Here is a 21,423-nt window from a genome sequence, read left to right as displayed (position 1 = left end):
CATTAAATATACTTTCCATGTTTAGCGATATTAAGCATTATGATTATATAGGGTTGTTAATTTCGAGCCAGGCGGGCGCTTCATTTTCTTCCAAAATTTCCCAATGTTCACAAGAAAAGTATAAATAAGTTCGTATCTAGCTGGCTCCTGGTTGTACCCGGAGTTGAAATGCAGTGCGTTTTTTTTTGCCTCGTCACAGTCTCTCGTCAGAGGACTGTGATGTCGTTTTATATATCCATAACATCAATATCATAGTGACCTTTCCCGAGAGTATAGTTTGATGCGCTGGAGTGTTTAAAATTTTCAGGAGAATCTGCTAGTCTCCAATGTTTGTTGCAGGGATTTTTGTGGATATAGTTAAGTTTTTCAAGGAAGAATTTCTCACTTTGGATAATTAATGAATCGAATCTGTTTTCAAATAGCTTATGTTTGGCCCCAACATTCTTCCTCGCATTTTGATTAAAAAAATCTAAAAATTCACTTTTATTATCCTCTTTCAAGAACTTAACTATGTCGTATGCCAGAAATCGTTTAGCGTTCATTATTAACACCGAAAGTGTAGGTGATTTAGCTGATATTTTTATTAGCAAATGAATGTGATTTGGCATTATCACGTATGAATAAATGGTGTTGTTGTATTTCTCCTTCACATAGTCAAACCACCTGTATATTAAATCAAAGTATTTATCTTGAACAAAAATATTCTTCCACCCAAGAATAGTGAATGTTATAAAATATGTTTCATTCGGAATAGATATTCTGTTTCTCGTTGACATAAAAATATTGTATCATAAAAAGATATAATTTATCTAAATAAAAAAACGTCACAGTCCTCTGGCGAGAGACTGTGACGTGGCGGAAACTTTTTGATTAAATTTTTGAAATTGCATCTTCAATTTCTTCAATCATATTTCTATTTGAAATCCTAATCTCAATCTGGACTGCTCCAGATTCGATAAAGTTTCGATTTGTTATGTACATCGATTGTTCGTCTGTGGTGAAAGTACCTCCACTGACATAAGGAGTTTTTCCGACATTGATAATGACTTGTTTAGTCGCGATTTTTTCAATGTGGTCGACATTTTTAACTTCCATTAAGTAGTAGCCATTTTCTTCAAGTTGATTCATAATTGTGGCAACATTAATGCAATTTGCTTGATTGTAGTTATGAGCGGCCTTGCTGTTGGAGTGAATTATCACGGACTGGACTTCAACTAATAAACGAAAATCCTTTAAATAATAGAATGAACCTCGGGAATAATCGTTACCTTCTTGATGAAAGCTGAAGTGATGGTTGGCGTGTTCGGGGTCAAACTTCGAAGTTTGATTAACATTTGCCGAGCAGGCAGAGAGGAAGAGAGACACAAGAATGAAAATAATTGCGACATGGTTTTTCATAAAAACTCCTTTTTTGGTTTGTGATTGTTTATGTTCTCAAAATGAGAACACGTAACTTTGATTGTTTACAGAGTTCTAACATAGAAATGTAAAAGGACAATATATTAATATAGAACATATTTATGTATTTGTCAATAGCACCTTTCTGTCACTTTATTTTTACCAGCTGGCTCCTGGTTGTACCCGGAGTTGAAATGCAGAACGTTTTTGTTGAGTAGTGGTTTTTTATTCTTCTGTTTTAATTGTGCAGTTGAATATGTTTTTGATAGTTATTGTGTCTTCTTGGGTTAGTGGAGATGGTTTACGGTTGAGTTGACCAGCATAAGCTTTTGGAGGGTAGGTGGCGATTGTGAATTTCCCAATGATTTCTTTCTCGAAAATTAGACTTAACAACCTTTTTAAAATAGTTTCAAGATTTTCGCTACCATGTGAACCAAAAATATTTTCTGATGTTAAAACGTAACCTCTTGGGCGATTATCTTCAGAGAAGATATGAATTACAGCAGGAGTAGGTGGGGATGAATATGTTTCATCGGATACGGTCATAATTACCTCCATTGTCATTAAAAGGTTAAAGAGCTATTTAGTTTTTGTATATTAATGAAGATTGTTTGTAATGTCAACGATATTGGGGGGGGATGAAGATTTAATATTTTGGAAATAATTATCAAATCAAACATTCAATCAAAAATCAAAAATCTTCATTCTTTTAGCTCTTGACTTATTTTAAATATTTTGATAAATTTAATGAAGAAATTTCATATCCCTTTTACGAGGGGTTTGTTTTAGTATTAATAAATTTTTTAGATAAACCAAATATTATAGTATGCCAACAATGAACCAATTAGTTCGAATAGGACGAAAAAAAACAACTTCAAAAAGTAAGTACCCAGCACTACAATCAACTCTTGATACTCTTCATAGAAAGAGAACTGAGTTAAAAAAAGGAGCTCCATTTAGAAGAGGGGTTTGTTTGAAGGTTACAACAACTACACCAAAGAAACCTAACTCAGCTTTGCGTAAGATTGCTCGTGTTAGACTTTCTAATGGAATGGAAGTTACAGCCTATATTCCAGGAATGGGACATAACCTACAAGAACATTCAATTGTATTGGTTAAAGGTGGTAAAACAAAAGATTTACCGGGTGTACGTTACAAAGTGATTCGTGGTGTTTATGATACTCAAGGTGTACAAGGAAGAAAACAGTCTAGATCAAAATACGGTGCTAAATTAGATAAGAAAGCATCCTAGAAAACCTTTAGGTTTTTGTATGCTTGGGAATTCATCTTCCTCAAGTGTAAGAAATAATTAATAATTTTATAAATATATATGAGAGGTAAGCAAGCTCCAAAAAGAAAAATTGACGGTGATGTTAAATTCAATGATTTTGATGTCGCTAAGTTCATAAATTACATAATGAAGGACGGTAAAAAAACTACTGCTCAAAGAGTTGTTTATGATGCTTTTGAAATAGTTAAAAAAGAAACAAAACAAGATCCAAGACACATTTTCAATAAAGCCCTAAAAAAGATTTCTCCATTACTTGAAGTTAGGGGTAAAAGAGTTGGTGGTGCTAACTACCAAGTTCCTTTCCAAGTAAGAGGGGAGAGAAGATTCACTCTAGGTTGTCGTTGGATAATTGAAGCTTCAAAAGCTAAAAAAGGAAAATCAATGGCAGAGAATCTAGCCGATGAAATAGTTTTGGCATCAAAAGGTGAAGGAGCAGCTGTAAGAAAGAGAGAAACAGTTCATAAGATGGCTGAGTCAAACAGAGCATTCGCTCATTTTTCAAGATAACTATAGGAGGTAGAATTGGATTGGTCACGGAAAAAACATAAATGTCCTGAGTGTAAAGAAGAATTTGAAGATTTTGAATCTGTAAGAGAAAAATTGAAGGGTGACGGAAAGGGAGAAAGAATTTTTTGTATAGATGCTTGTCCGCTCTGTGGTCATGTCTACTCTGAGGGATGTCTCACGCCAGTCAGTAACAGTTGGATATCTAGGATTACCAGAAAATTTATGTTTATCTTTAAAGCAAGCTAACAAAAAGAATAGGAGGATATTAAAATGATGACCCTTGTAGATGCAAGTAATCAAATTACGCCTTAAGCTAAATCAATTTGAAATATTGGATAATGAAATTGAAGATTCTATAAAAGAGCTTCTCGAGTGTTTCAAAAAAAGTGATACTTAATCCGAAAAACACAAAGGGAGACTAGTTCTCCCTTTTATAACTATAATTTAAATATAATATATATATAATTCAAGATTCATGATTCAAGATTCATGATTCTAAATAATAATATGGCTCGAGAATTTTCATTAGAAAAAACAAGAAATATTGGTATCATGGCCCACATTGATGCTGGAAAAACTACGTTCACCGAGCGTGTTTTATTTTATACAGGGAAAAAACATAAAATTGGCGAAACGCATACTGGTGAATCTGATATGGATTGGATGGAACAAGAGAAAGAAAGAGGTATCACCATTACATCAGCGGCTACTACTTGTTTTTGGGCTGACAATAGAATAAATATTATTGACACTCCTGGTCACGTTGACTTTACTGTTGAAGTAGAGCGTTCCCTGCGTGTTCTTGATGGCGCTGTCGCTGTTTTTGATGGATCTGCTGGTGTTGAGCCACAATCTGAAACTGTTTGGAGACAAGCTGATAAATATCAAGTGCCAAGACTTTGCTTTGTGAATAAAATGGATAAGATGGGAGCAGACTTTGAAATGAGTTTAGCTTCTATTCGAGATAGATTGAGTTCAAAGGCAGTTGCTATTCAACTTCCAATTGGATCAGAAAATGATCACAAGGGTGTTGTTGATTTACTTACTCAAAAAGCCTATGAGTTTGAAGGAGGATTTGGTGAAAAAATAATTGAAGTTGAAATACCAGAAGAAATGAAAACAATCGTTGAAAAATATAGAGCTGAATTAATTGAAAGAGTAGTTGAGGTAGACGACACTTTGACAGAAAAATATTTAAGTGGAGAGGAAATTACAATTGATGAACTTAGTGCAGCTATCAGAAAAGGTGTTATCGCGAATGAATTATATCCAGTTTATGCTGGTTCAGCCTTGCAAAATGTTGGAGTACAATTAGTGCTTGACGGTGTAGTAAAATATCTACCATCACCCCTAGATGTTCCTGCTCTTGAAGCTATGAATGTGAACGATGAAGAAAAGAAGATTCTAGTCAATCCTAGTGATGATGAAGGTTTCACTGCCCTGGCTTTTAAGGTTGCTACTGATCCATTCGTAGGAAGATTAACTTTTGTAAGAGTTTATTCTGGTGTTCTTCAATCTGGTTCTTATGTTTATAATACAACAAGTGGAGCTAAAGAAAGAATTGGAAGACTTGTAAGAATGCATGCCAATCACAGAGAAGAAGTAAAAGAGGTTTATGCTGGAGATATTGCTGCTGTTATTGGATTTAAAGATACAGTTACTGGGAATACTTTAACAAGCGGGGATAGAAAATTAATTCTAGAATCGATTACATTTCCTGAACCTGTTATTAAAATTGCTGTTGAGCCAAAAACAAAAGCTGATCAAGAAAAAATGGGGATGGCTTTGCAAAAATTAGCCGAAGAAGATCCTACATTTAGAGTAGAAACTGACGAGGAAACAAATCAGACTTTGATTTCAGGAATGGGTGAACTTCACCTAGATATTATTGTAGATAGAATGAAGAGAGAATTTAAAGTAGAAGCTAACGTCGGTCAGCCACAAGTATCATATAGAGAAACAATTAGAACATCAGCTGAGCAAGAACATAAATATGCTAAACAATCTGGTGGACGTGGTCAATACGGACATGTTTATTTGCGTGTTGAGCCAAATATCGAAGGCGGTGGTTTTGAATTTAAAGATGAAATTAAAGGTGGATCTATTCCAAGAGAATATATTCCAGCTATTGAAAAAGGTGTTCGAGAAGCTATGGACCAAGGTGTCCTTGCTAACTATCCAATGGTTGATGTAAAAGTTGCCGTTTATGATGGTTCTTACCATGAAGTTGATTCAAGTGAAGCAGCTTTTAAAATGGCCTCAATTTTTGCCTTCAAGGACGCTTGTAGAAAAGCCGGTGCTGTAATACTTGAGCCAGTCATGAAAGTCGAAGTTACTACCCCAGAAGATTATATGGGAAGTGTTGTTGGTGATATCAGTTCAAAGAGAGGTCAAATTGATCAAATGTCAGATAGAGGAAAAATAAAAGTGATTGATGCTAAAGTACCATTATCAGAAATGTTTGGCTACTCAACAGACCTTCGTTCCATGAGTCAAGGTAGAGCAAATTATTCTATGGAATTTTTACAATATGAAGAAGTTCCAAAAAATATTGCAGAGAAAATTATGGGAGATAGAGCAAAGAAATAATTTTTAAACTCTAAATTATAAACACTAAACTCTAAACAAATTCAAAATAATAAAATCAAATTTACAAAATAATTTTAGGCTTACTGTATTTGAGATTAGAATTTATTTAGGATTTAGATATTAGGATTTAGAATTTTTCCGATAGCAGTGTTATTTGTTTAGAATAATAAATTTTTTTAAAAAATGAGGAGGGGGAGAATTAAAGTTTTAAAGATATGGATTCACAATTTAGGAGAATAATAAAATTGATTAGAAAGACAGGCGACAAACTTGTGGTTCTAGATCACAATGAACCAGAAAATGCTTATGCAATAATGAACCTTGATGAGTATGAAAAAATAAGCGAAACTTCTAGTGATTTGCGTGGCTTGACAGAGGATGAAATGATTGATAAAATAAATCGCGATATTGCTTTATGGAAAAATGACACTATCAGTGATGAAAATATTGACAATAATGATGAAGAATCACTAAAAGACAAGGTGAATGACGAAGTCAGACAAGGTGAATCACCGCTAGGTGAGAGAGGGTTCCCTGGGGGAGAGGGTGACCTGGGTCAAGAGGAAAGAAAGCCTAAGAAAAGTTGGAGTATTCCCAGTGAAAGAAAGAAAGACACAGAAGAAATCATTGAGGAAGATAGGCAATATTTAGAAGAGATAAATTATTAATAATATAATTTTTTAATTAAATAATAAGTTTCGGCTGGTTGCCCAGCCTTTTGTTGGTCGGGCAAAAAACGCGTTCATAAAACTGAGCGGGGCCAAAAAAAAATTAACATGGCGGAAATTTTCGACAGATCATTACCACATGTCAACATTGGTACAATTGGCCACGTTGACCATGGTAAGACTACATTAACTGCAGCAATCTTAGCTGTGCTAACAGCTGCGGGCAAAATGGCATCTAGCAAAGACATTAGTCAAATAGATGCTGCTCCAGAAGAAAAAGAACGTGGTATTACAATTGCTACTGCTCACGTTGAATATCAAACAGACAAGCGTCACTACGCTCACGTTGACTGTCCAGGTCATGCTGATTATGTAAAGAACATGATTACTGGTGCTGCTCAAATGGACGGTGCTATCATTGTGGTAGCTGCAACAGATGGTCCCATGCCTCAAACAAGAGAGCATATTGTGCTAGCTAGACAAGTTGGTGTTCCATATATTGTTGTATTTCTAAACAAATGTGACATGGTTGAAGATAAAGAACTCATTGACCTTGTTGAAGAAGAAGTAAAAGATTTATTGAATAAATACGAATTCCCTGGAGATGAAACTCCAATCATTAGAGGTTCGGCTCTAAAGGCTTTAGAGAATCCAACAGGAGATGATGCAAAACCTGTATTAGATCTAATGGATGCTGTTGATTCATTTATCCCAAATCCTGTAAGAGATGTTGAAAAACCTTTTTTAATGCCTATTGAAGATGTATTTTCAATTGAAGGTAGAGGAACTGTTGTAACAGGGAGAATCGAAAGAGGACTTCTAAAAATTAATACAGAAGTTGAAATCGTTGGTATAAGAGATACAGCAAAAACTACAGTTACTGGAATTGAGATGTTTAATAAACAACTTACTGAAGGTCAAGCTGGTGATAATGCTGGTATTCTTTTGAGAGGTACAAAGAAAGATGACGTAGAGAGAGGTCAAGTATTGGCTATCCCTGGAACTGTCACTCCTCATACTGAATTTGAAGCTCAAGTATATATCCTATCTAAGGATGAAGGCGGAAGACACAAACCTTTCTTTAAAGGTTATAAGCCACAATTCTATATCAGAACTACTGATGTAACTGGAGAGATTGAATTACCAGCAGGAACTGAAATGGTTATGCCTGGTGATACTGTTAACATTAATGTTAAACTTATTGCTCCTGTTGCCCTAGAAGAAAAGCAAAGATTTGCTATTCGTGAAGGTGGAAGAACAGTTGGTGCTGGTGCAGTTGTAAAAATCACAAAATAGATATTTAGGGCTCCTTAATTTATTAAGGAGCTTTATAATGCCTATATTAGGTTTTAGATAAAAATTAAGCTAACTAAACAGTTATGCCAAAAGACACAAAAAAAGAAAGCACAGAGAATGAAGATTCTAAACAAAAAATTAGAATTAGAATTAAGGCTTTTGATCATAAAATCATTGATCAATCTACAAGGAAAATCATCGAAACAGCAGAAAGAAGTGGAGCTCAAATTTTTGGACCCATCCCTCTTCCAACTGAAAAGAAAAAGTATACAGTTATGAGATCCACTTTTGTTCATAAGGATGCTCGTGATCAGTATGAGATGAGGACACATAAAAGATTGATTGATATTATTGAACCATCAGCTAAAACCATTGAAGATTTGACTAGTCTTAGCTTACCAGCTGGGGTTGACGTCGAGATAAAAATGTAGTAAACTGTACTTAGTAAATTATTGAAATATTATTGTACTGAATATTGTTGTAAAAACTCTTTTATTAAATTGATAAAAGAAAGTCTTAAGGTGATAATTAGTACTTATAAGAGAGGTAAAAATCAAACAAAAAGCATTATAATAAAATTAAATTTCTGTTTTCTAGAGTATTAAGATGATAGATATTGTATTATTGTAGCTGGTTTAGATTAAGCCAGTTTTTGTTTATTTAAAGGCAACAAGTAAAAGCTTGCGCTGCCAAGAAAGAAAAATATATGAAATTTATTTTAGGAAAAAAAATTGAGATGACTCAAATGTGGAGAGATGACGTAGCAGTAGCAGTTACAAAAGTTGAAGTTGGTCCATGTACAGTTGTCCAGATAAAAAACGATAAAAAAGATGGTTATTCAGCGGTTCAAGTTGGGTATGGTATTAAAAAAGAAAAAAATATCAAAAAACCTCAAATCGGGCACTTTAAAGGGCTCGATAATTTTAGATATTTAAAAGAGTTTAGAGTTAAAGCCCAAGAAATCTCCCTCAAGAGAGGTGATAGATTTGATGTTACTAGTTTTGAAGTAGGAGATTCTATTAACTTGAGCTCTGTTTCAAAAGGTAAAGGTTTTCAAGGGGTTGTTAAAAGACATGGTTTCGCTGGTCAAATCACAACTCATGGTACAAAGGATCAAGTAAGAATGCCTGGGTCTATTGGTGCGACTGGACCGGCTCATGTTTTTAAAGGAACAAGAATGGGTGGCAGAATGGGCGGAGATCAAGTTACTTTTAATGGAGGTGTGATTATTGATATAGATGTTGAAAAAAATATTCTCTACATCAAGGGAGGAGTTCCTGGTGCTAGAAATTCTCTTGTTTCATTCAACGCTCCTGGAGAGGTTAAAGTTTTGGAAGAAGTTAAAGATAAAAAGCCTGAAGAGAAGAAAGAGAAAGCGAAAGAAGAAAAAAAAGATAAAAAAGTGGAAGAAGCCCCAATTGAAGCAAAAGAAGAGGTGAAAGAAGATAATAAAAAATAATTCAAAATTCGAAATTAAAAATTCGAAATTCAAAACATAATATGCTTAAAGCTAGTATTTACAATCAAAAAGCAGAAGTAGTTGGAGACATAAACTTACCAGAGAATATTTTTGGAGTAAAAGTGAAAGAAAGTTTAGTCCACCAAGCAGTTGTTGCTCAAATGTCTAATGAAAGACAAATTTTAGCTCATACAAAACAAAGAGCCGATGTTCGTGGTGGTGGTAAAAAACCTTGGAAACAAAAAGGAACAGGTAGAGCTAGGGCAGGTTCAAGCAGAAGTCCTATTTGGATTGGTGGTGGTGTTGCTTTCGGACCCTTAAAAAATAGGAATTTTTCAAAAGACTTAAATTTGAAAATGAAAAGAGCGGCTTTGTTTATGGCTCTTTCAGATAAGCTAGCAGAAAAGAATGTTGCAATTTTAGATAAAATAGTATCTGAAAATTTTAAAACCAAAGAATTTGATAAAGTTGTTGCAAGTTTTGAAAAAGGAATTTTAAAAAATGAATCAAAGGTTAAAAAAGAAGAAGCTGACCCTAAAGATGGTAAAAAGAAAGTATTAAAGGTAAAAAGAAGCGTGCTTCTTATTAATGCAAATAATGAAGAGAAAGATAAATATTCAGCAAACAATCTAGCTGGTATTAAATTAATAAATCTTGATAATATTAATATCGTTGATTTGTTAAGATACAAAAAACTAATCATTACAGTTGATGCAATCAAAAAAATCGAACAAAGATATAAGTAAATAACAGAAATTCCTGCCTGCCGGCAGGCAGGTAGAATTAAAATAATATGGGAATTTTTAAAAAAGCGGACGAGAAAAATGACGACAAGGAGTCAGCTGCAAAAAAAACAACTAAATCTACTGAAAAAAAAGAGAGCAAGAAAGAGTCTATGAAAGATTTGTATTCTGCTTCAGAAAAGCAGGTGAAAAAAACTGACAAAGAAAAAGTACACGGGAATGCTTACAAGATTCTTGTTAAACCATTAATTACCGAAAAGGCTAGCATAGAAGGGGCTCTAGGAAAATATACTTTTGAGGTTGCAATTAATACAAATAAAGTTGAAGTAGCAAAATCTTTTGAAGAAGTTTACGGAATTAAACCAACTGCTATTAATGTTATCAAGATGGAAGGCAAAAAGGTTAGGCATGGAAAAAGTATTGGCAGAAGGAAGGATTGGAAAAAAGCTATCGTTACTCTTCCGAAGGGGAAGACAATAAATCTTTACGAAGGAGTTTAGGAAACTAAGAATTTAAAATTAAAAATTTGAATATATGGGTATTAAAAAAGTAAAACCAACTACACCAGGAAGAAGAAGTGCAACCTTCGATGATTTTGCTGATATAACGAAAACAACTCCTGAAAAAAGATTAGTTATTCCAAAGAAAAAAACTGGAGGAAGGAACAATCAAGGGAAGATAACTATCAGACATAGAGGTGGCGGAGCTAAAAGAGCAGTTAGAATTGTTGACATGAAAAGAGACAAATTGGATATTCCTGCTAAAGTAGTTGCTATTGAATATGACCCAAACAGAGGGGCTAGATTAGCCCTTCTTAATTATGCAGATGGTGAAAAAAGATATATTATAAAACCAACCAAAACACAAGTTGGAGATGAAATATTAAGTTCAAGCAATAAAATTACCATCAAAGATGGTAATGCAATGCCACTTAAATATATTCCAGCTGGTGTTCCTGTAAGTTGTGTTGAAATCGAACCAGGACATGGAGCAAAATTAGCTCGTGGTGCAGGGAATGCACTACATGTTATGGGAGTAGAAGGAAAATTTGCCCAATTAAAACTACCTTCAGGAGAAATTAGACTTGTTAAGAAAGAAGCGATGTGTACTATTGGACGAGTTTCAAATGTTGATAAGAGGCATATTAAATTAGGTTCAGCTGGTAGAAAGAGACATCTTGGAATAAGACCAACTGTTCGTGGTTCTGCTATGAATCCAGTTGATCATCCACATGGAGGTGGTGAAGGCAACCAATCTATTGGTCTTAAACATCCAAAGACTCCATGGGGTAAGCCAGCATTGGGTGTTAAAACTAGAAGGAAATCAAAATCTTCAGATAAACTAATTATCCAGAGAAGAAAGAAAAAGAAATAATAAATAATCCGCCTACTCCGTCAGCTGACGGATGTGGCGAGACAAGGTAATAATTAAGTTAACCCAGTGGAATAATTTTGAAAAAATTCTTGCAATGCAAGATTTCACAAGGGTAAATATAATATGTCAAGAAGTTTAAAAAAAGGACCATATATCAACGAAAGATTACAAAAAAAAGTTGTAGCGATGAATCCTGGTGATAAAACTGTACTGAAAGTTTGGGATAGATCAAGTACAGTAACTCCGGAAATGGTTGGTTTCACTTTTGGTGTTCACAATGGAAAGGCTCATTCACTTGTTTATGTGACTGAAAACATGGTTGGACATAAGTTAGGAGAATTTGCACCTACTAGAAAATTTGTTAGCCACGGTGGTAAAATGGCAAAAGCTCAGAAATAATTAAAAGATTTTAGGATATTTCAAAAATAGAATAATATAAATATATGGAAATAAAAGCAAACGTAAAACATTTGAGAACCTCAGCTAGGAAGACTAGATTAGTCGTTGATCTTGTTCGTGGAATGCCGGTTGAGAAAGCACTTGACCAATTAAAATTTGTAAATAAAAGAGTAACGGGTTCAGTGTCAAAGTTGATAAATTCTGCAATTGCTAACGCTGAAAATGCTTTCGAACTTTCAAAAGACAATCTTTTTATTAAAGAAATTAGGGTTGATGAAGGAGCTACTTTGAAAAGATGGATGCCAAGAGCACACGGAAGAGCTACTCCAATTAGAAAAAGAACTAGCCATGTAAGCGTTGTTTTGGGAGAAATCAAGGACAGTGGTGAGAAAAAAGCTAAAAAGCAAAAGATTGATGCCCCTGTTAAATTAGGAGAGCAAGCGAAGAAAGAAAAGAAGGAAGAAAAAATTAATAAGAAAGAAACAGGAACAACTAAAAGTGCTGAAACTAGTTCAGCAGTTCCTGCTCAAGAAAAAGTAGCAGACACAAAGCCTGAAGGTCACACAAAAAATGCCGAGGGTGGGTCCAAGGGGTTTGCTAAAAAAGTTTTTAGAAGAAAAAGTGGATAAATAATCACTTATACAAAATCACAGAAAGACAAAGAAATATAAAATAATAAATTTATAATAAATATGGGTAAAAAAATTAATCCAAAAATATTTAGAATATCAATCACCAAAGCTTGGACATCAAAATGGTTCAACGTGGGACAAACATATTCAAAAAATCTTGAGCAAGACGTTAGAGTAAAAAGATTTTTACTTCATGAGCTAAGAGAAGCCGGTGTTGATAAGGTGGAAGTTGAGAGAAGTGCTAAAAAAATTGGTGTTTCAATCCACACTGCAAAACCAGGAGTTATTATTGGGAGAGGAGGAACTGGTGCTGAGGATTTGAAAAAGAAAATACACGCTAAATTTTTAAAAAATTTCAGATTAGGGGATATTAATTTAAATATTTTTGAGGTAGATAGACCAAGTCTTTCATCACAAATTGTGTTGCAACAAATGGCCCTAGAGATAGAGAAAAGAATGCCATTTAGAAGAGTTATGAAACAAGCAATTTCAAGAGTCGAGAGAGCTGGAGCCCTAGGTGTTAAGGTTCAGGTTGCCGGGAGACTAAACGGAGCAGAAATTGCCAGAAGTGAGAAATTGTCTTCAGGAAAAGTTCCCCTGCATACCCTGAGAGCTGATATTGATTACTCTCGTGGAGTAGCTAGAACTACTTTTGGAGCTATTGGGATTAAGGTTTGGATTTACAAAGGAACAGTATTTGAAAAAGGGTCTGAAACCGCCAAAGGGGAAGTAATTGGAAAAAAGAAATAATTATTAAGTTGACCCCGTGGAATAATTTTTAAAAAATTCTTGCAAAGCAAGATTTCACAGAGGTAAATAATATATGTTGATGCCAAAAAAAACTAAATATAGAAAGTCGCATGCTCCAAAAAGAGGAGGCAAGGCAACAAGAAAAATGAAAGTAAGTTTTGGAAGCTTTGGTCTTCAATCAAAAGAAGCCCACTGGATAACATCAAGACAAATTGAAGCTGCCAGGAGAGTTATGACTAGATTTACAAAAAGAGGCGGTAAGATTTGGATTAGAATTTTTCCAGATAGACCAAGAACTCAAAAAGGTGGAGAAATCCCTATGGGTAAAGGTAAGGGCGCGGTTGACCATTATGTAGCCGTTGTTAAGGCCGGAACAATGCTTTTTGAAATGGATGGTGTTGAGAATGACATGGCAAAAGAAGCCATGGAAAAAGCCGCTCATAAACTTCCTGTTAAGTGTAAATTTATTGCTAAAGATTAATTAGACCCACGCCTAAAAATAAGCGTGGCAAGTAAATATATGGAGATTAAAGAATTAAAGGAAAAAAAAGAAAACGATTTACATAGACTTTTAGCTGAAACTAGAGACAAGCTAAGAGAGCTAAGGTTTAAAGATGCGAATAAACAATTAAAAAATATTAGAGAAATTAGAGAAGGTAAAAAAACAGTTGCAAAAATATTAACATTGTTTAATTCAAAGAAAGATATAGAAGAAACATCAAAAGATGACGATAAAGACAAGGTGAATGATTAGATCAGGGAACGTGGCCTAAGCCAAGTTGACACAAGATAATTATTTCAAGTTTTAAAATAAATTTATGAATAACAAAGAAAAAAAAACAATTAAGAAGAAATTTAATGGTGTCGTTGTTAGTGATAAGCAGGACAAAACTATTGTTGTTAGCGTAGACACTGTGAAAATTCACCCAAAATATAAAAAAAGGTATACGATGTCAAAAAAATATAAAGTTCATGATGAAGAAAACAAATTCAAGACAGATGATAAGGTTTCATTTGTAGAATGTAGACCATTGAGTCGTGACAAAAGATGGAGAGTATTGTCAAAATAGCTCAATATATAAAAATTAGAAATTCAAAAATTATAATAAGAATATGATCCAAGTAGAATCAAAAATTAAAGTAGCTGATAATTCAGGCGCTAAAAGAGTGTTGGTTATTAGAGTGCATGGTGGTTATAAAAAAAGATACGGCGGAGTAGGCGAAGTGGTTACTTGTGCAGTTAAGGAAGCAGCTCCACACACACCTATTAAAAAAGGCGATGTTGTAAAAGCAGTGATTGTAAGAACAAAAAAAGAGATTAGGAGAGCGGATGGAACTTATCTCAGATTCGATGATAATGCTTGCGTGATTATTGATAAAGAGAAAAAGGAACCAAAGGCAACTAGGATTTTCGGGCCAATTGCTCGTGAAGTGAGGAGAGCTGGTTATTTTAAAATAGCTTCTCTTGCTCCTGAGGTTTTGTAAAAATAAATAAACTACTAATAATATGAAAATAATTAAAGGCGACAAGGTTAAAGTTTTGGCAGGGAAAGATAAAGGGAAAACAGGGAAAGTTTTACAGATATTTCCAGAGAAGCAAAGAGTAAGTGTTGAAGGGATTAATATATTAATCAAACACTTAAGACCAAGGAAACAAGGAGAACAAGGTCAGAGAATAGAATTTCCAGCTCCTCTCAATATTTCTAATTTAATGCTAGTTTGTCCAAAATGTTCAAAACCAGCTAGAGTTACTTATAAATATATTGAGCTTGAGAAAGATGGTAAAAAATCAAAGAGGAAGATTAGATACTGTAAGAAATGTGATCAAGCGTTAAATTAATTTGAAAATTTATGGCAAGCCCCTGCAATATAGTAGGTAATGTCAAGTAAAAATATTATGATAAAAGAATATTATACCAAAGAAGTTTTACCAAAATTGATTGAAAAATTTCAGTATAAAAATAAAATTCAAGCACCTAGGATACAAAAAATTGTAATCAATGTTGGCTTTGGAAGACATTCAAAGGATAAAGATTATGTTAAGAATGTTCAGGAAACATTACTTAGAATCTCAGGACAAAGACCAGTTTTAACAAAAGCTAAGATGTCTGTCGCTTCTTTTAAGGTTAGAGAAGGAATGATTATTGGAGCGAAGGTAACACTGAGATCATCTAAAATGTATGACTTCCTTGAGAAGCTAGTTTATGTAACTTTTCCTCGTGTGAGAGATTTTAGAGGGATTAGCGATAAAGGTATTGATAGAACTGGAAATATTACCATAGGTTTTAAAGATAATTCAGCCTTTCCAGAAGTTAAAGCAGATGATCTTGAGAAATTGCATGGTCTGGAAATCTGTATTTCAACTACAGCAAAAACAAAAGAAGAGGGAGTAGAATTGTTTCATTTAATGGGATTCCCATTTAAAAAATAATAAATAATTTCACCCCGTGGAATAATTTTGAAAAAATTCTTGCTAGGCAAGATTCCACAGGGTTAAATAATATATATGGCTAGAAAAGCTTTAATTGCAAAATCAAAAAAAACTCCAAAGTTTTCAACAAGAATTGTGAGAAGATGTTGGAAGTGCGGTAGAAATCATTCTTATATGAGGGATTTTAATTTATGCAGAATTTGCTTTCGTGAGTTGGCGGAAAATGGTGATATTCCAGGAATTACCAGATCATCTTGGTAAGCAATTGATAAAAATAATAAATAAGTAATTTTATATAAAAAATATGACAGACCCTATCGGAGACATGTTAACAAGAATAAGAAATGCTTCTGCTGTAAATAAATCTGATGTGACCATGCCTATGAGTAAACTTAAATTCCGGGTTGCAGAGACACTAGAGAAAGAAGGTTGGATACAGAAGGCTGAGGTAGTAAAAGCATCTAAGGATGAATCAAAATCATCTTTTGATGAGCTTAAGCTTGTCTTGAAATACAAAAAAAGTGGTAAATCTACTATAAACGCAATAAAAAGAATCTCAAAACCAGGTCTCAGAGTTTATGTTGGGAAAAGTGAACTTCCGAAAGTTCTCAATAACCACGGGATAGCTGTGATTTCGACATCTCAAGGTGTTATGACTAACAAAGAAGCAAGAAAGAAACAACTTGGTGGAGAAGTTCTTTGTGAAGTTTACTAAAATAATAAATTGATTAATTAAAATATTATGTCTAGATTAGGAAAATTACCAATAGAATTACCAAGTGGTACTCAAGCAAAAATTGATGGAGATTTTATAGTTGTAACAGGGCCTAAAGGGGAACTGAAAGAAAGAACTAATAAAATGGTCAAAATTGATATCTCAGAAAAAGAAATTGTTGTGAGTATTAAAGATATTGAGAGTAAAAAAGAAAAATCATTTTGGGGTCTCTATAGAAGTCTTATTAATAATATGGTTGTTGGTGTAAACGATGGTTTTGAAAAAAAGCTAGAAATAAACGGGGTTGGTTATAAGGTAGCATTGCAGGGCCGCAAGTTAGTTTTGAATGTTGGATTTTCACATCAAGTCGATTATGAGTTGCCAGAGGGGATTACTGCATTGGTCGAAGCTAATATTATTACAATCTCAGGAATCGATAAACAATTAGTTGGCGAAGCAGCAGCTCAAATCAGAAAAGTTAAAAAGCCAGAACCTTATAAAGGGAAAGGTATTAAATATATTGATGAAATAATTAGAAGAAAGGCTGGTAAAACAGCAGGTAAGACTGATTAATAAATAAAATTTGTATATGAATAATAAAGAAAAAAATAAACAAGTTAAAAAAGCCAGAAGACATGCTCGAGTTAGAGCTAAAATTTCTGGTACTTCAGTCAGACCAAGAATATCAGTTTTTAAATCAAATAAAGGCATGTTTGTTCAGTTGATTGATGATACAAAGGGAATCACTATTCTTAGTGTTAACTCAAAAGAAATAAAAATTGAAGGTGATAAAAAAACTAAAAGTTTTGAAATTGGAAAGTTATTAGCTAAAAAAGCTATCGAAAAAAAGATAGAAAAAGTTGTTTTTGATAAAGGCTCATTCAAGTATCATGGTAGAATTGAGGCTCTAGCTAACGGTGCACGTGAGGGTGGTTTAATATTTTAATAATAATTAGATAAATATAATATGGCAGAAGAAAAACAAGTTACCAAAGAAAACAAGGTGAATGGCGAAGTCAGAAAAAGTGACCTGGGTCACAAAGATGGCAAGGCCTTAGCCCAAAAGCCAGAATCTTCAGTGGTTGCGAAAGAAAAAGCAGAGGTAGCAAAAACAGGTGAAAAAGCAATCGTTGCCAAAAATACTGTTGGGAAGTCTGTTTATGGTGAAAAGAAATTTGCTAAAAAAAGAAAAAAGAATTTTGAAAGAGATAAACCTCAAGATGAATTTGAGCAAAAAATTGTTGATCTAGCTAGAGTTACTCGTGTGATGGCAGGAGGAAAAAGGATGAGATTTAGAGCTTGTGTTGCTATTGGAAACAAGAAAGGAAAAGTTGCAATTGGACTAGCTAAGGGTGCTGATGTTACTCTTGCAGTTTCAAAGGCAGTAGCAAATGCCAAGAAAGAAATCATAGATGTTTCTATTATAAATGAAACAATTCCACATGAAATTTATCAAAAGACAGGAGCTGCTAAAATTCTTTTTAAACCAGCTAGAAAAGGTAAGGGTGTAATTGCTGGTGGCGCTGTTCGTATTATCTTGGAGCTTGCCGGCGTTACTAACATTACTAGTAAAATTCTTGGAACGAACAATAAAGTTAGTATTGCTAAATGTACAATTGAAGCTCTGTCTAGCTTGAAGAAGGTGGAGAAAAGAGAGCCGAAAAAAAAGCCGGTTGAAAATAAGGAAGTTCCAAAAAATATTCCAACAAAAACTCCAGCTGTTAAAAAAACTAGCTAAAAAAAGTAATTTAAATTATACTGTATAAAGGGACTGCTATTAAATATTAGCTTAGTAATAAGTTTATATTTACTAACAATCCCATAAATAAAATATTATGGCGTTATCATTGAATACAATTAAGGCCGAAGCCGGGTCAACTAAAAAAAGAAGAAGAGTAGGGAGAGGGAATGCTTCTGGCACAGGGACTTATAGTGGAAAAGGACAAAAAGGACAGAAATCAAGATCTGGTGTTTCCGGTTTGAAAAAACTTGGAATGAAACAAACCTTATTAAGAACCCCAAAGATGAAAGGGTTTAAATCAATTAAGCCAAAGGATCAAGTTATAAATATTTCAGAATTAAACAAATATTTCAAAGAATCTGAAATTGTTAATGCTAAAACTTTGTTAAAAAATGGTTTAGTAAATAACTATAAAAAAGAGATTAAAATTTTAGGGAACGGTGTTCTTAAAATTAAGAATTTAAAATTTCATAATATCAAATTAAGTGATTCTGCTCGCGAAAAAGCTGAAAAGCTTGGAGCTAAAATTACTATAGAGAAAAAGAAGAATTCAGCTGAAAAAACAAAGTCAAAAAAATAAATTTAAAACCCTATGATCAATAAAATTGTTCAAATTTGGAAAATAAAGGATTTAAGAAAAAACATCCTATTCGTTGTAGGGATGCTTGTCATTTTTAGGTTTGCCGCTCATATCCCAATTCCAGGGGTTGATGTGATGGCCCTCAGAGAGTTTTTTGGTGGAAATCAGGTTCTTGGTCTATTGAATGTATTTTCTGGTGGTAGTATGGCTAACTTCTCTGTTGTGATGATGGGCATAGCTCCATATATTACATCTTCTATTATTTTTCAGTTGTTAGCCATGATAGTTCCTCAGCTTGAAGAAATGCAAAAGGAAGAAGCTGGAAAACAAAAAATAAGTATGTGGACACGTTGGGCAACAGTTCCATTGGCTGCCCTACAGGCATTCTCAATGGTTATTTTACTCCAAAGATCAAATACCGGAATACTTATCAATGTTACACCTTTTGATATTTTTTCAATGGTTCTAACTATAACTGCTGGTACAATATTCCTTATGTGGATAGGTGAGCTTATTACGGAAAAGAATATTGGTAATGGTATCTCTCTTTTGATTTTTGCAGGAATTGTTTCTAGTTTTCCACAAACACTGCAGGGAATTGTCGTTAACTTCGATCCAAGTCAGCTAACTACTATTATCGGATTTGCACTTGTCGCTGTTGTAACTGTTTTAGGTGTTGTTTGGATAACGGAAGGACAAAGAAATATTCCAGTGCAGTATGCTAAACAAGTTCGTGGTAATAGATCGTTTGGTGGCACAACCACCCATCTACCTTTAAGAGTTAATATGGCTGGTGTTATTCCAATTATTTTTGCTATATCTGTTGTTTTATTTCCATCGATGGTTGCTCAGTTCTTTCTTCATGCAGAAACGGCCTGGATTGCTAATTTTTCTCAATGGATAATAGATGTCCTCGCAAATCAGCTTATTTATGGTTTCTTGTATTTTGTTCTTGTGTTTGCTTTTACATATTTCTATACAGAAATTATTTTTCATCCCGACCAAATTGCTGAAAATCTGCAAAAGCAAGGTGGATTTATTCCAGGGATTAGACCAGGAAGACATACCGCTGAGTACTTAGCTAACACTACTCATAAAATAGTATTTATCGGAGCTCTATTCTTGGGTTCAATTGCAGTCTTGCCCTTGATACTGGGCTATTTCTCCGGTGGCGCCGCTGGGCTTGCTATCGGTGGTACTAGCCTTTTGATTGTAGTAGCAGTTGTTATTGAAACTGTTAGACAAATTGAGGCTCAACTGACAATGAGAGAATACGAAGGATTATAAAAATACAAATTTCATAGAAAAACCTCCTTTTTTTGGGGTTTTTTTTATACTTTTAACATGGTATAATGTTATTAATAAATTAGTGATTATACACTCCTTATTTTGATTATGAAACCAATATTTCGTCTTAAAAATCTTAATTTCATATACAACGAAGGTCAGTCAAATGAATACCAAGCGCTAGTGAATATTTCTCTTGAAATTTTTCCTGAGGAATTTGTTATTCTTTATGGCCCTTCAGGGTGTGGAAAATCAACCCTTTTGAATGTTATAGCCGGACTGGAAATACCCGCCAAAGGGACTGCTTTTGTTTATGAAAGAGATATTTCCGATATGACGAAGAGGGAGCATGTTGATTATCATAGAAAAACTATTGGAATGGTCTACCAATCATATAATCTAATCACTAGTCTTTCTGTTCTTGATAATGTTGTTTTACCTCAGATATTTTTGAGCAGTAGAAAGAAAAAGAGAGAGGTAACAGGGATGGAGCTTCTAGAGAGATTCGGCATCAGGAAACAAGCCGATAAATTGCCTTCTGAATTGTCTGGTGGTCAACAACAGAGAATAGGTATCGCTAGGTGTATTATCAATAACCCAGAGATTATTCTAGCTGATGAGCCAGTTGGTAATCTGGATTCAGTTTCTGCTAAAAATGTACTTGGTATTTTTAAAGACTTAAATGAGCGAGAGAAGAAAACAATTGTTCTTGTAACACATAATCCAGAATATCTTTCTTACGGAGATAGAATATTTTATCTAAAGGACGGTATTATTATTAAGGAAGAAATAAACAAGAATAAAGGTGAAATAAAAGACGCAAAAGAAGAAGAAATAAAAGCACCAACAAATGAGCTACAGGCTCTAATGAGGACCTATCAAGGGCTCACCCCAGAACAGATTAACATTTTAATAATGCCATATAAGGCAAAAATGTTTACTCACCATTTCATAACAAACAGAAACGCAGAGGAGACGAAAATTTTTGAAGATTTGATGCAAAGATATTTAGGTGAATCAGTCGGGATGGATGATTTTCTTGATATTTTAAATAGACCTTACGTGGATGGCGGAGTTGGTTTTGATATTAGAACAGCTAGAAAGGTTACGGAGAGGGTCGGTAGAATAATGGAAATGTCAAAATTTGTTTATCAGGAAAGGAAACAGTCGAAGAACGAACAGGGCTTGCATGACATTTTCCCAGTTGAGAGAAAAGCTGAGATTTTAACAAAATATTTAATTAGGGAATGTTTTTCAGATTATAAAAAAGCCCCATCAGAAGAGAAACAGAAAAAATTAGAAAAATCAGTTTTTGAAAGATTAAGTGAAAAAATCAACAAACCAGAAATGTACAATATTCTCGATAAACCAAGCAGTGAGGATGGTGTAGGTCTCAATGCTAAGACTGCCCGTTCTGTTTCAGAGGAGATTGAGCTTATATTAATCCTAGGATTTGGAGTTAGTCAGAATAGAAAATTTTTAGATAAAAAAAGAGAGCAAATGTATTCTGCTCTAGATAATAAAGATATGTCGCAAAAGTCTTCCGACATACCTCAATAACAA

29 protein-coding genes and 1 pseudogene are annotated in these 21,423 nt (G+C 33.9%); 27 read left to right on the top strand and 3 right to left on the bottom strand.

Annotation, left to right across the window (positions count from 1 at the left end):
• Positions 1–227: 227 nt before the first annotated feature.
• The 3 genes from PF572_02060 to PF572_02050 form a co-directional block, all read right to left on the bottom strand.
• Positions 228–776 (bottom strand): transposase, encoded by a 549-nt coding sequence (locus PF572_02060; protein ID MDA3839849.1) that lies wholly within the window; start codon positions 774–776, stop codon positions 228–230.
• A 94-nt stretch (positions 777–870) separates the two neighbouring features.
• On the bottom strand, positions 871–1,398 hold the full coding sequence (locus PF572_02055; GenBank protein ID MDA3839848.1) for a hypothetical protein: 528 nt from the start codon (positions 1,396–1,398) through the stop codon (positions 871–873).
• 225 nt (positions 1,399–1,623) lie between these two features.
• Positions 1,624–1,944: a hypothetical protein gene (locus PF572_02050; GenBank protein ID MDA3839847.1), complete on the bottom strand. Its 321-nt coding sequence runs from the start codon at positions 1,942–1,944 to the stop codon at positions 1,624–1,626.
• 280 nt (positions 1,945–2,224) lie between these two features.
• On the opposite strand from PF572_02050, the gene rpsL reads away from it, so the two are divergent.
• From rpsL to PF572_01915, 27 genes and pseudogenes are all read left to right on the top strand, one after another.
• Positions 2,225–2,650 carry a 30S ribosomal protein S12 gene (gene rpsL, locus PF572_02045; protein MDA3839846.1) on the top strand — a complete coding sequence of 142 codons (426 nt, stop codon included), beginning with the start codon at positions 2,225–2,227 and terminating at the stop codon, positions 2,648–2,650.
• Between the two features lie 78 nt (positions 2,651–2,728).
• The gene (gene rpsG / locus PF572_02040; GenBank protein ID MDA3839845.1) at positions 2,729–3,196 is read left to right on the top strand and encodes a 30S ribosomal protein S7; all 468 of its coding nucleotides are present in this window, start codon (positions 2,729–2,731) and stop codon (positions 3,194–3,196) included.
• 507 nt (positions 3,197–3,703) lie between these two features.
• A complete protein-coding gene (gene fusA, locus PF572_02035; protein ID MDA3839844.1) occupies positions 3,704–5,785 on the top strand; it encodes an elongation factor G in 2,082 nt (693 codons plus the stop codon).
• Between the two features lie 215 nt (positions 5,786–6,000).
• Positions 6,001–6,453, top strand: a complete 453-nt coding sequence (locus PF572_02030; protein MDA3839843.1) for a hypothetical protein — start codon at positions 6,001–6,003, stop codon at positions 6,451–6,453.
• 108 nt (positions 6,454–6,561) lie between these two features.
• Positions 6,562–7,749, top strand: a complete 1,188-nt coding sequence (gene tuf, locus PF572_02025; protein MDA3839842.1) for an elongation factor Tu — start codon at positions 6,562–6,564, stop codon at positions 7,747–7,749.
• Between the two features lie 83 nt (positions 7,750–7,832).
• Positions 7,833–8,180 (top strand): 30S ribosomal protein S10, encoded by a 348-nt coding sequence (gene rpsJ / locus PF572_02020; GenBank protein ID MDA3839841.1) that lies wholly within the window; start codon positions 7,833–7,835, stop codon positions 8,178–8,180.
• A gap of 275 nt (positions 8,181–8,455) precedes the next feature.
• The gene (gene rplC, locus PF572_02015) at positions 8,456–9,208 is read left to right on the top strand and encodes a 50S ribosomal protein L3 (protein MDA3839840.1); all 753 of its coding nucleotides are present in this window, start codon (positions 8,456–8,458) and stop codon (positions 9,206–9,208) included.
• A gap of 41 nt (positions 9,209–9,249) precedes the next feature.
• Positions 9,250–9,954: a 50S ribosomal protein L4 gene (gene rplD / locus PF572_02010; GenBank protein MDA3839839.1), complete on the top strand. Its 705-nt coding sequence runs from the start codon at positions 9,250–9,252 to the stop codon at positions 9,952–9,954.
• 47 nt (positions 9,955–10,001) lie between these two features.
• A complete protein-coding gene (gene rplW / locus PF572_02005) occupies positions 10,002–10,451 on the top strand; it encodes a 50S ribosomal protein L23 (GenBank protein ID MDA3839838.1) in 450 nt (149 codons plus the stop codon).
• Between the two features lie 34 nt (positions 10,452–10,485).
• Positions 10,486–11,325: a 50S ribosomal protein L2 gene (rplB, locus tag PF572_02000; GenBank protein MDA3839837.1), complete on the top strand. Its 840-nt coding sequence runs from the start codon at positions 10,486–10,488 to the stop codon at positions 11,323–11,325.
• A 123-nt stretch (positions 11,326–11,448) separates the two neighbouring features.
• A complete protein-coding gene (rpsS, locus tag PF572_01995) occupies positions 11,449–11,724 on the top strand; it encodes a 30S ribosomal protein S19 (GenBank protein MDA3839836.1) in 276 nt (91 codons plus the stop codon).
• Positions 11,725–11,768: 44 nt separating this feature from the next.
• A pseudogene (gene rplV / locus PF572_01990) lies at positions 11,769–12,095 on the top strand (50S ribosomal protein L22).
• 321 nt (positions 12,096–12,416) lie between these two features.
• The gene (rpsC, locus tag PF572_01985) at positions 12,417–13,106 is read left to right on the top strand and encodes a 30S ribosomal protein S3 (GenBank protein ID MDA3839835.1); all 690 of its coding nucleotides are present in this window, start codon (positions 12,417–12,419) and stop codon (positions 13,104–13,106) included.
• Positions 13,107–13,179: 73 nt separating this feature from the next.
• Positions 13,180–13,587, top strand: a complete 408-nt coding sequence (rplP, locus tag PF572_01980; protein ID MDA3839834.1) for a 50S ribosomal protein L16 — start codon at positions 13,180–13,182, stop codon at positions 13,585–13,587.
• 39 nt (positions 13,588–13,626) lie between these two features.
• Positions 13,627–13,860 (top strand): 50S ribosomal protein L29, encoded by a 234-nt coding sequence (rpmC, locus tag PF572_01975; protein ID MDA3839833.1) that lies wholly within the window; start codon positions 13,627–13,629, stop codon positions 13,858–13,860.
• 64 nt (positions 13,861–13,924) lie between these two features.
• The gene (rpsQ, locus tag PF572_01970) at positions 13,925–14,176 is read left to right on the top strand and encodes a 30S ribosomal protein S17 (GenBank protein MDA3839832.1); all 252 of its coding nucleotides are present in this window, start codon (positions 13,925–13,927) and stop codon (positions 14,174–14,176) included.
• 43 nt (positions 14,177–14,219) lie between these two features.
• Positions 14,220–14,591 carry a 50S ribosomal protein L14 gene (rplN, locus tag PF572_01965; protein ID MDA3839831.1) on the top strand — a complete coding sequence of 124 codons (372 nt, stop codon included), beginning with the start codon at positions 14,220–14,222 and terminating at the stop codon, positions 14,589–14,591.
• A 22-nt stretch (positions 14,592–14,613) separates the two neighbouring features.
• A complete protein-coding gene (gene rplX, locus PF572_01960) occupies positions 14,614–14,946 on the top strand; it encodes a 50S ribosomal protein L24 (protein ID MDA3839830.1) in 333 nt (110 codons plus the stop codon).
• 57 nt (positions 14,947–15,003) lie between these two features.
• A complete protein-coding gene (gene rplE / locus PF572_01955; protein ID MDA3839829.1) occupies positions 15,004–15,537 on the top strand; it encodes a 50S ribosomal protein L5 in 534 nt (177 codons plus the stop codon).
• A 75-nt stretch (positions 15,538–15,612) separates the two neighbouring features.
• On the top strand, positions 15,613–15,798 hold the full coding sequence (locus PF572_01950) for a type Z 30S ribosomal protein S14 (GenBank protein ID MDA3839828.1): 186 nt from the start codon (positions 15,613–15,615) through the stop codon (positions 15,796–15,798).
• A 43-nt stretch (positions 15,799–15,841) separates the two neighbouring features.
• Positions 15,842–16,252 carry a 30S ribosomal protein S8 gene (gene rpsH / locus PF572_01945; GenBank protein ID MDA3839827.1) on the top strand — a complete coding sequence of 137 codons (411 nt, stop codon included), beginning with the start codon at positions 15,842–15,844 and terminating at the stop codon, positions 16,250–16,252.
• Positions 16,253–16,279: 27 nt separating this feature from the next.
• A complete protein-coding gene (gene rplF, locus PF572_01940) occupies positions 16,280–16,825 on the top strand; it encodes a 50S ribosomal protein L6 (GenBank protein ID MDA3839826.1) in 546 nt (181 codons plus the stop codon).
• Positions 16,826–16,841: 16 nt separating this feature from the next.
• Positions 16,842–17,198 (top strand): 50S ribosomal protein L18, encoded by a 357-nt coding sequence (rplR, locus tag PF572_01935; GenBank protein ID MDA3839825.1) that lies wholly within the window; start codon positions 16,842–16,844, stop codon positions 17,196–17,198.
• A 21-nt stretch (positions 17,199–17,219) separates the two neighbouring features.
• The gene (locus tag PF572_01930; protein MDA3839824.1) at positions 17,220–17,990 is read left to right on the top strand and encodes a 30S ribosomal protein S5; all 771 of its coding nucleotides are present in this window, start codon (positions 17,220–17,222) and stop codon (positions 17,988–17,990) included.
• A gap of 97 nt (positions 17,991–18,087) precedes the next feature.
• Positions 18,088–18,573 carry a 50S ribosomal protein L15 gene (gene rplO, locus PF572_01925; protein ID MDA3839823.1) on the top strand — a complete coding sequence of 162 codons (486 nt, stop codon included), beginning with the start codon at positions 18,088–18,090 and terminating at the stop codon, positions 18,571–18,573.
• Between the two features lie 12 nt (positions 18,574–18,585).
• Positions 18,586–19,860 (top strand): preprotein translocase subunit SecY, encoded by a 1,275-nt coding sequence (gene secY / locus PF572_01920; protein ID MDA3839822.1) that lies wholly within the window; start codon positions 18,586–18,588, stop codon positions 19,858–19,860.
• A 108-nt stretch (positions 19,861–19,968) separates the two neighbouring features.
• Positions 19,969–21,420: an ABC transporter ATP-binding protein gene (locus PF572_01915; GenBank protein MDA3839821.1), complete on the top strand. Its 1,452-nt coding sequence runs from the start codon at positions 19,969–19,971 to the stop codon at positions 21,418–21,420.
• Positions 21,421–21,423: the final 3 nt, after the last annotated feature.

The sequence above is a fragment of the Patescibacteria group bacterium genome, from assembly GCA_027858235.1.
In the GTDB taxonomy this organism is placed as follows: Bacteria; Patescibacteriota; Patescibacteriia; order Patescibacteriales; family BM507; genus BM507.
The sequence above is the reverse complement of the archived record's forward strand: the minus strand, read 5'-3'. Positions and strand labels throughout refer to the sequence as shown.

Bases quoted from the DNA above. Each gene is read 5' to 3' on its own strand.
- rplX (MDA3839830.1), top strand. From the start codon at position 14,614: ATGAAAATAATTAAAGGCGACAAGGTTAAAGTTTTGGCAGGGAAAGAT.
- PF572_02055 (MDA3839848.1), bottom strand. From the start codon at position 1,398: ATGAAAAACCATGTCGCAATTATTTTCATTCTTGTGTCTCTCTTCCTC.
- PF572_02050 (MDA3839847.1), bottom strand. From the start codon at position 1,944: ATGACCGTATCCGATGAAACATATTCATCCCCACCTACTCCTGCTGTA.
- rplR (MDA3839825.1), top strand. From the start codon at position 16,842: ATGAATAATAAAGAAAAAAATAAACAAGTTAAAAAAGCCAGAAGACAT.
- PF572_02030 (MDA3839843.1), top strand. From the start codon at position 6,001: ATGGATTCACAATTTAGGAGAATAATAAAATTGATTAGAAAGACAGGC.
- rplC (MDA3839840.1), top strand. From the start codon at position 8,456: ATGAAATTTATTTTAGGAAAAAAAATTGAGATGACTCAAATGTGGAGA.
- fusA (MDA3839844.1), top strand. From the start codon at position 3,704: ATGGCTCGAGAATTTTCATTAGAAAAAACAAGAAATATTGGTATCATG.
- rplE (MDA3839829.1), top strand. From the start codon at position 15,004: ATGATAAAAGAATATTATACCAAAGAAGTTTTACCAAAATTGATTGAA.
- rpsJ (MDA3839841.1), top strand. From the start codon at position 7,833: ATGCCAAAAGACACAAAAAAAGAAAGCACAGAGAATGAAGATTCTAAA.
- rplN (MDA3839831.1), top strand. From the start codon at position 14,220: ATGATCCAAGTAGAATCAAAAATTAAAGTAGCTGATAATTCAGGCGCT.
- rpsC (MDA3839835.1), top strand. From the start codon at position 12,417: ATGGGTAAAAAAATTAATCCAAAAATATTTAGAATATCAATCACCAAA.
- PF572_01930 (MDA3839824.1), top strand. From the start codon at position 17,220: ATGGCAGAAGAAAAACAAGTTACCAAAGAAAACAAGGTGAATGGCGAA.
- secY (MDA3839822.1), top strand. From the start codon at position 18,586: ATGATCAATAAAATTGTTCAAATTTGGAAAATAAAGGATTTAAGAAAA.
- rpsS (MDA3839836.1), top strand. From the start codon at position 11,449: ATGTCAAGAAGTTTAAAAAAAGGACCATATATCAACGAAAGATTACAA.
- PF572_02060 (MDA3839849.1), bottom strand. From the start codon at position 776: ATGTCAACGAGAAACAGAATATCTATTCCGAATGAAACATATTTTATA.
- rplW (MDA3839838.1), top strand. From the start codon at position 10,002: ATGGGAATTTTTAAAAAAGCGGACGAGAAAAATGACGACAAGGAGTCA.
- rpsH (MDA3839827.1), top strand. From the start codon at position 15,842: ATGACAGACCCTATCGGAGACATGTTAACAAGAATAAGAAATGCTTCT.
- rpmC (MDA3839833.1), top strand. From the start codon at position 13,627: ATGGAGATTAAAGAATTAAAGGAAAAAAAAGAAAACGATTTACATAGA.
- rplB (MDA3839837.1), top strand. From the start codon at position 10,486: ATGGGTATTAAAAAAGTAAAACCAACTACACCAGGAAGAAGAAGTGCA.
- rplO (MDA3839823.1), top strand. From the start codon at position 18,088: ATGGCGTTATCATTGAATACAATTAAGGCCGAAGCCGGGTCAACTAAA.
- rplP (MDA3839834.1), top strand. From the start codon at position 13,180: ATGTTGATGCCAAAAAAAACTAAATATAGAAAGTCGCATGCTCCAAAA.
- rpsG (MDA3839845.1), top strand. From the start codon at position 2,729: ATGAGAGGTAAGCAAGCTCCAAAAAGAAAAATTGACGGTGATGTTAAA.
- rplF (MDA3839826.1), top strand. From the start codon at position 16,280: ATGTCTAGATTAGGAAAATTACCAATAGAATTACCAAGTGGTACTCAA.
- rplD (MDA3839839.1), top strand. From the start codon at position 9,250: ATGCTTAAAGCTAGTATTTACAATCAAAAAGCAGAAGTAGTTGGAGAC.
- PF572_01915 (MDA3839821.1), top strand. From the start codon at position 19,969: ATGAAACCAATATTTCGTCTTAAAAATCTTAATTTCATATACAACGAA.
- rpsQ (MDA3839832.1), top strand. From the start codon at position 13,925: ATGAATAACAAAGAAAAAAAAACAATTAAGAAGAAATTTAATGGTGTC.
- tuf (MDA3839842.1), top strand. From the start codon at position 6,562: ATGGCGGAAATTTTCGACAGATCATTACCACATGTCAACATTGGTACA.
- rpsL (MDA3839846.1), top strand. From the start codon at position 2,225: ATGCCAACAATGAACCAATTAGTTCGAATAGGACGAAAAAAAACAACT.
- PF572_01950 (MDA3839828.1), top strand. From the start codon at position 15,613: ATGGCTAGAAAAGCTTTAATTGCAAAATCAAAAAAAACTCCAAAGTTT.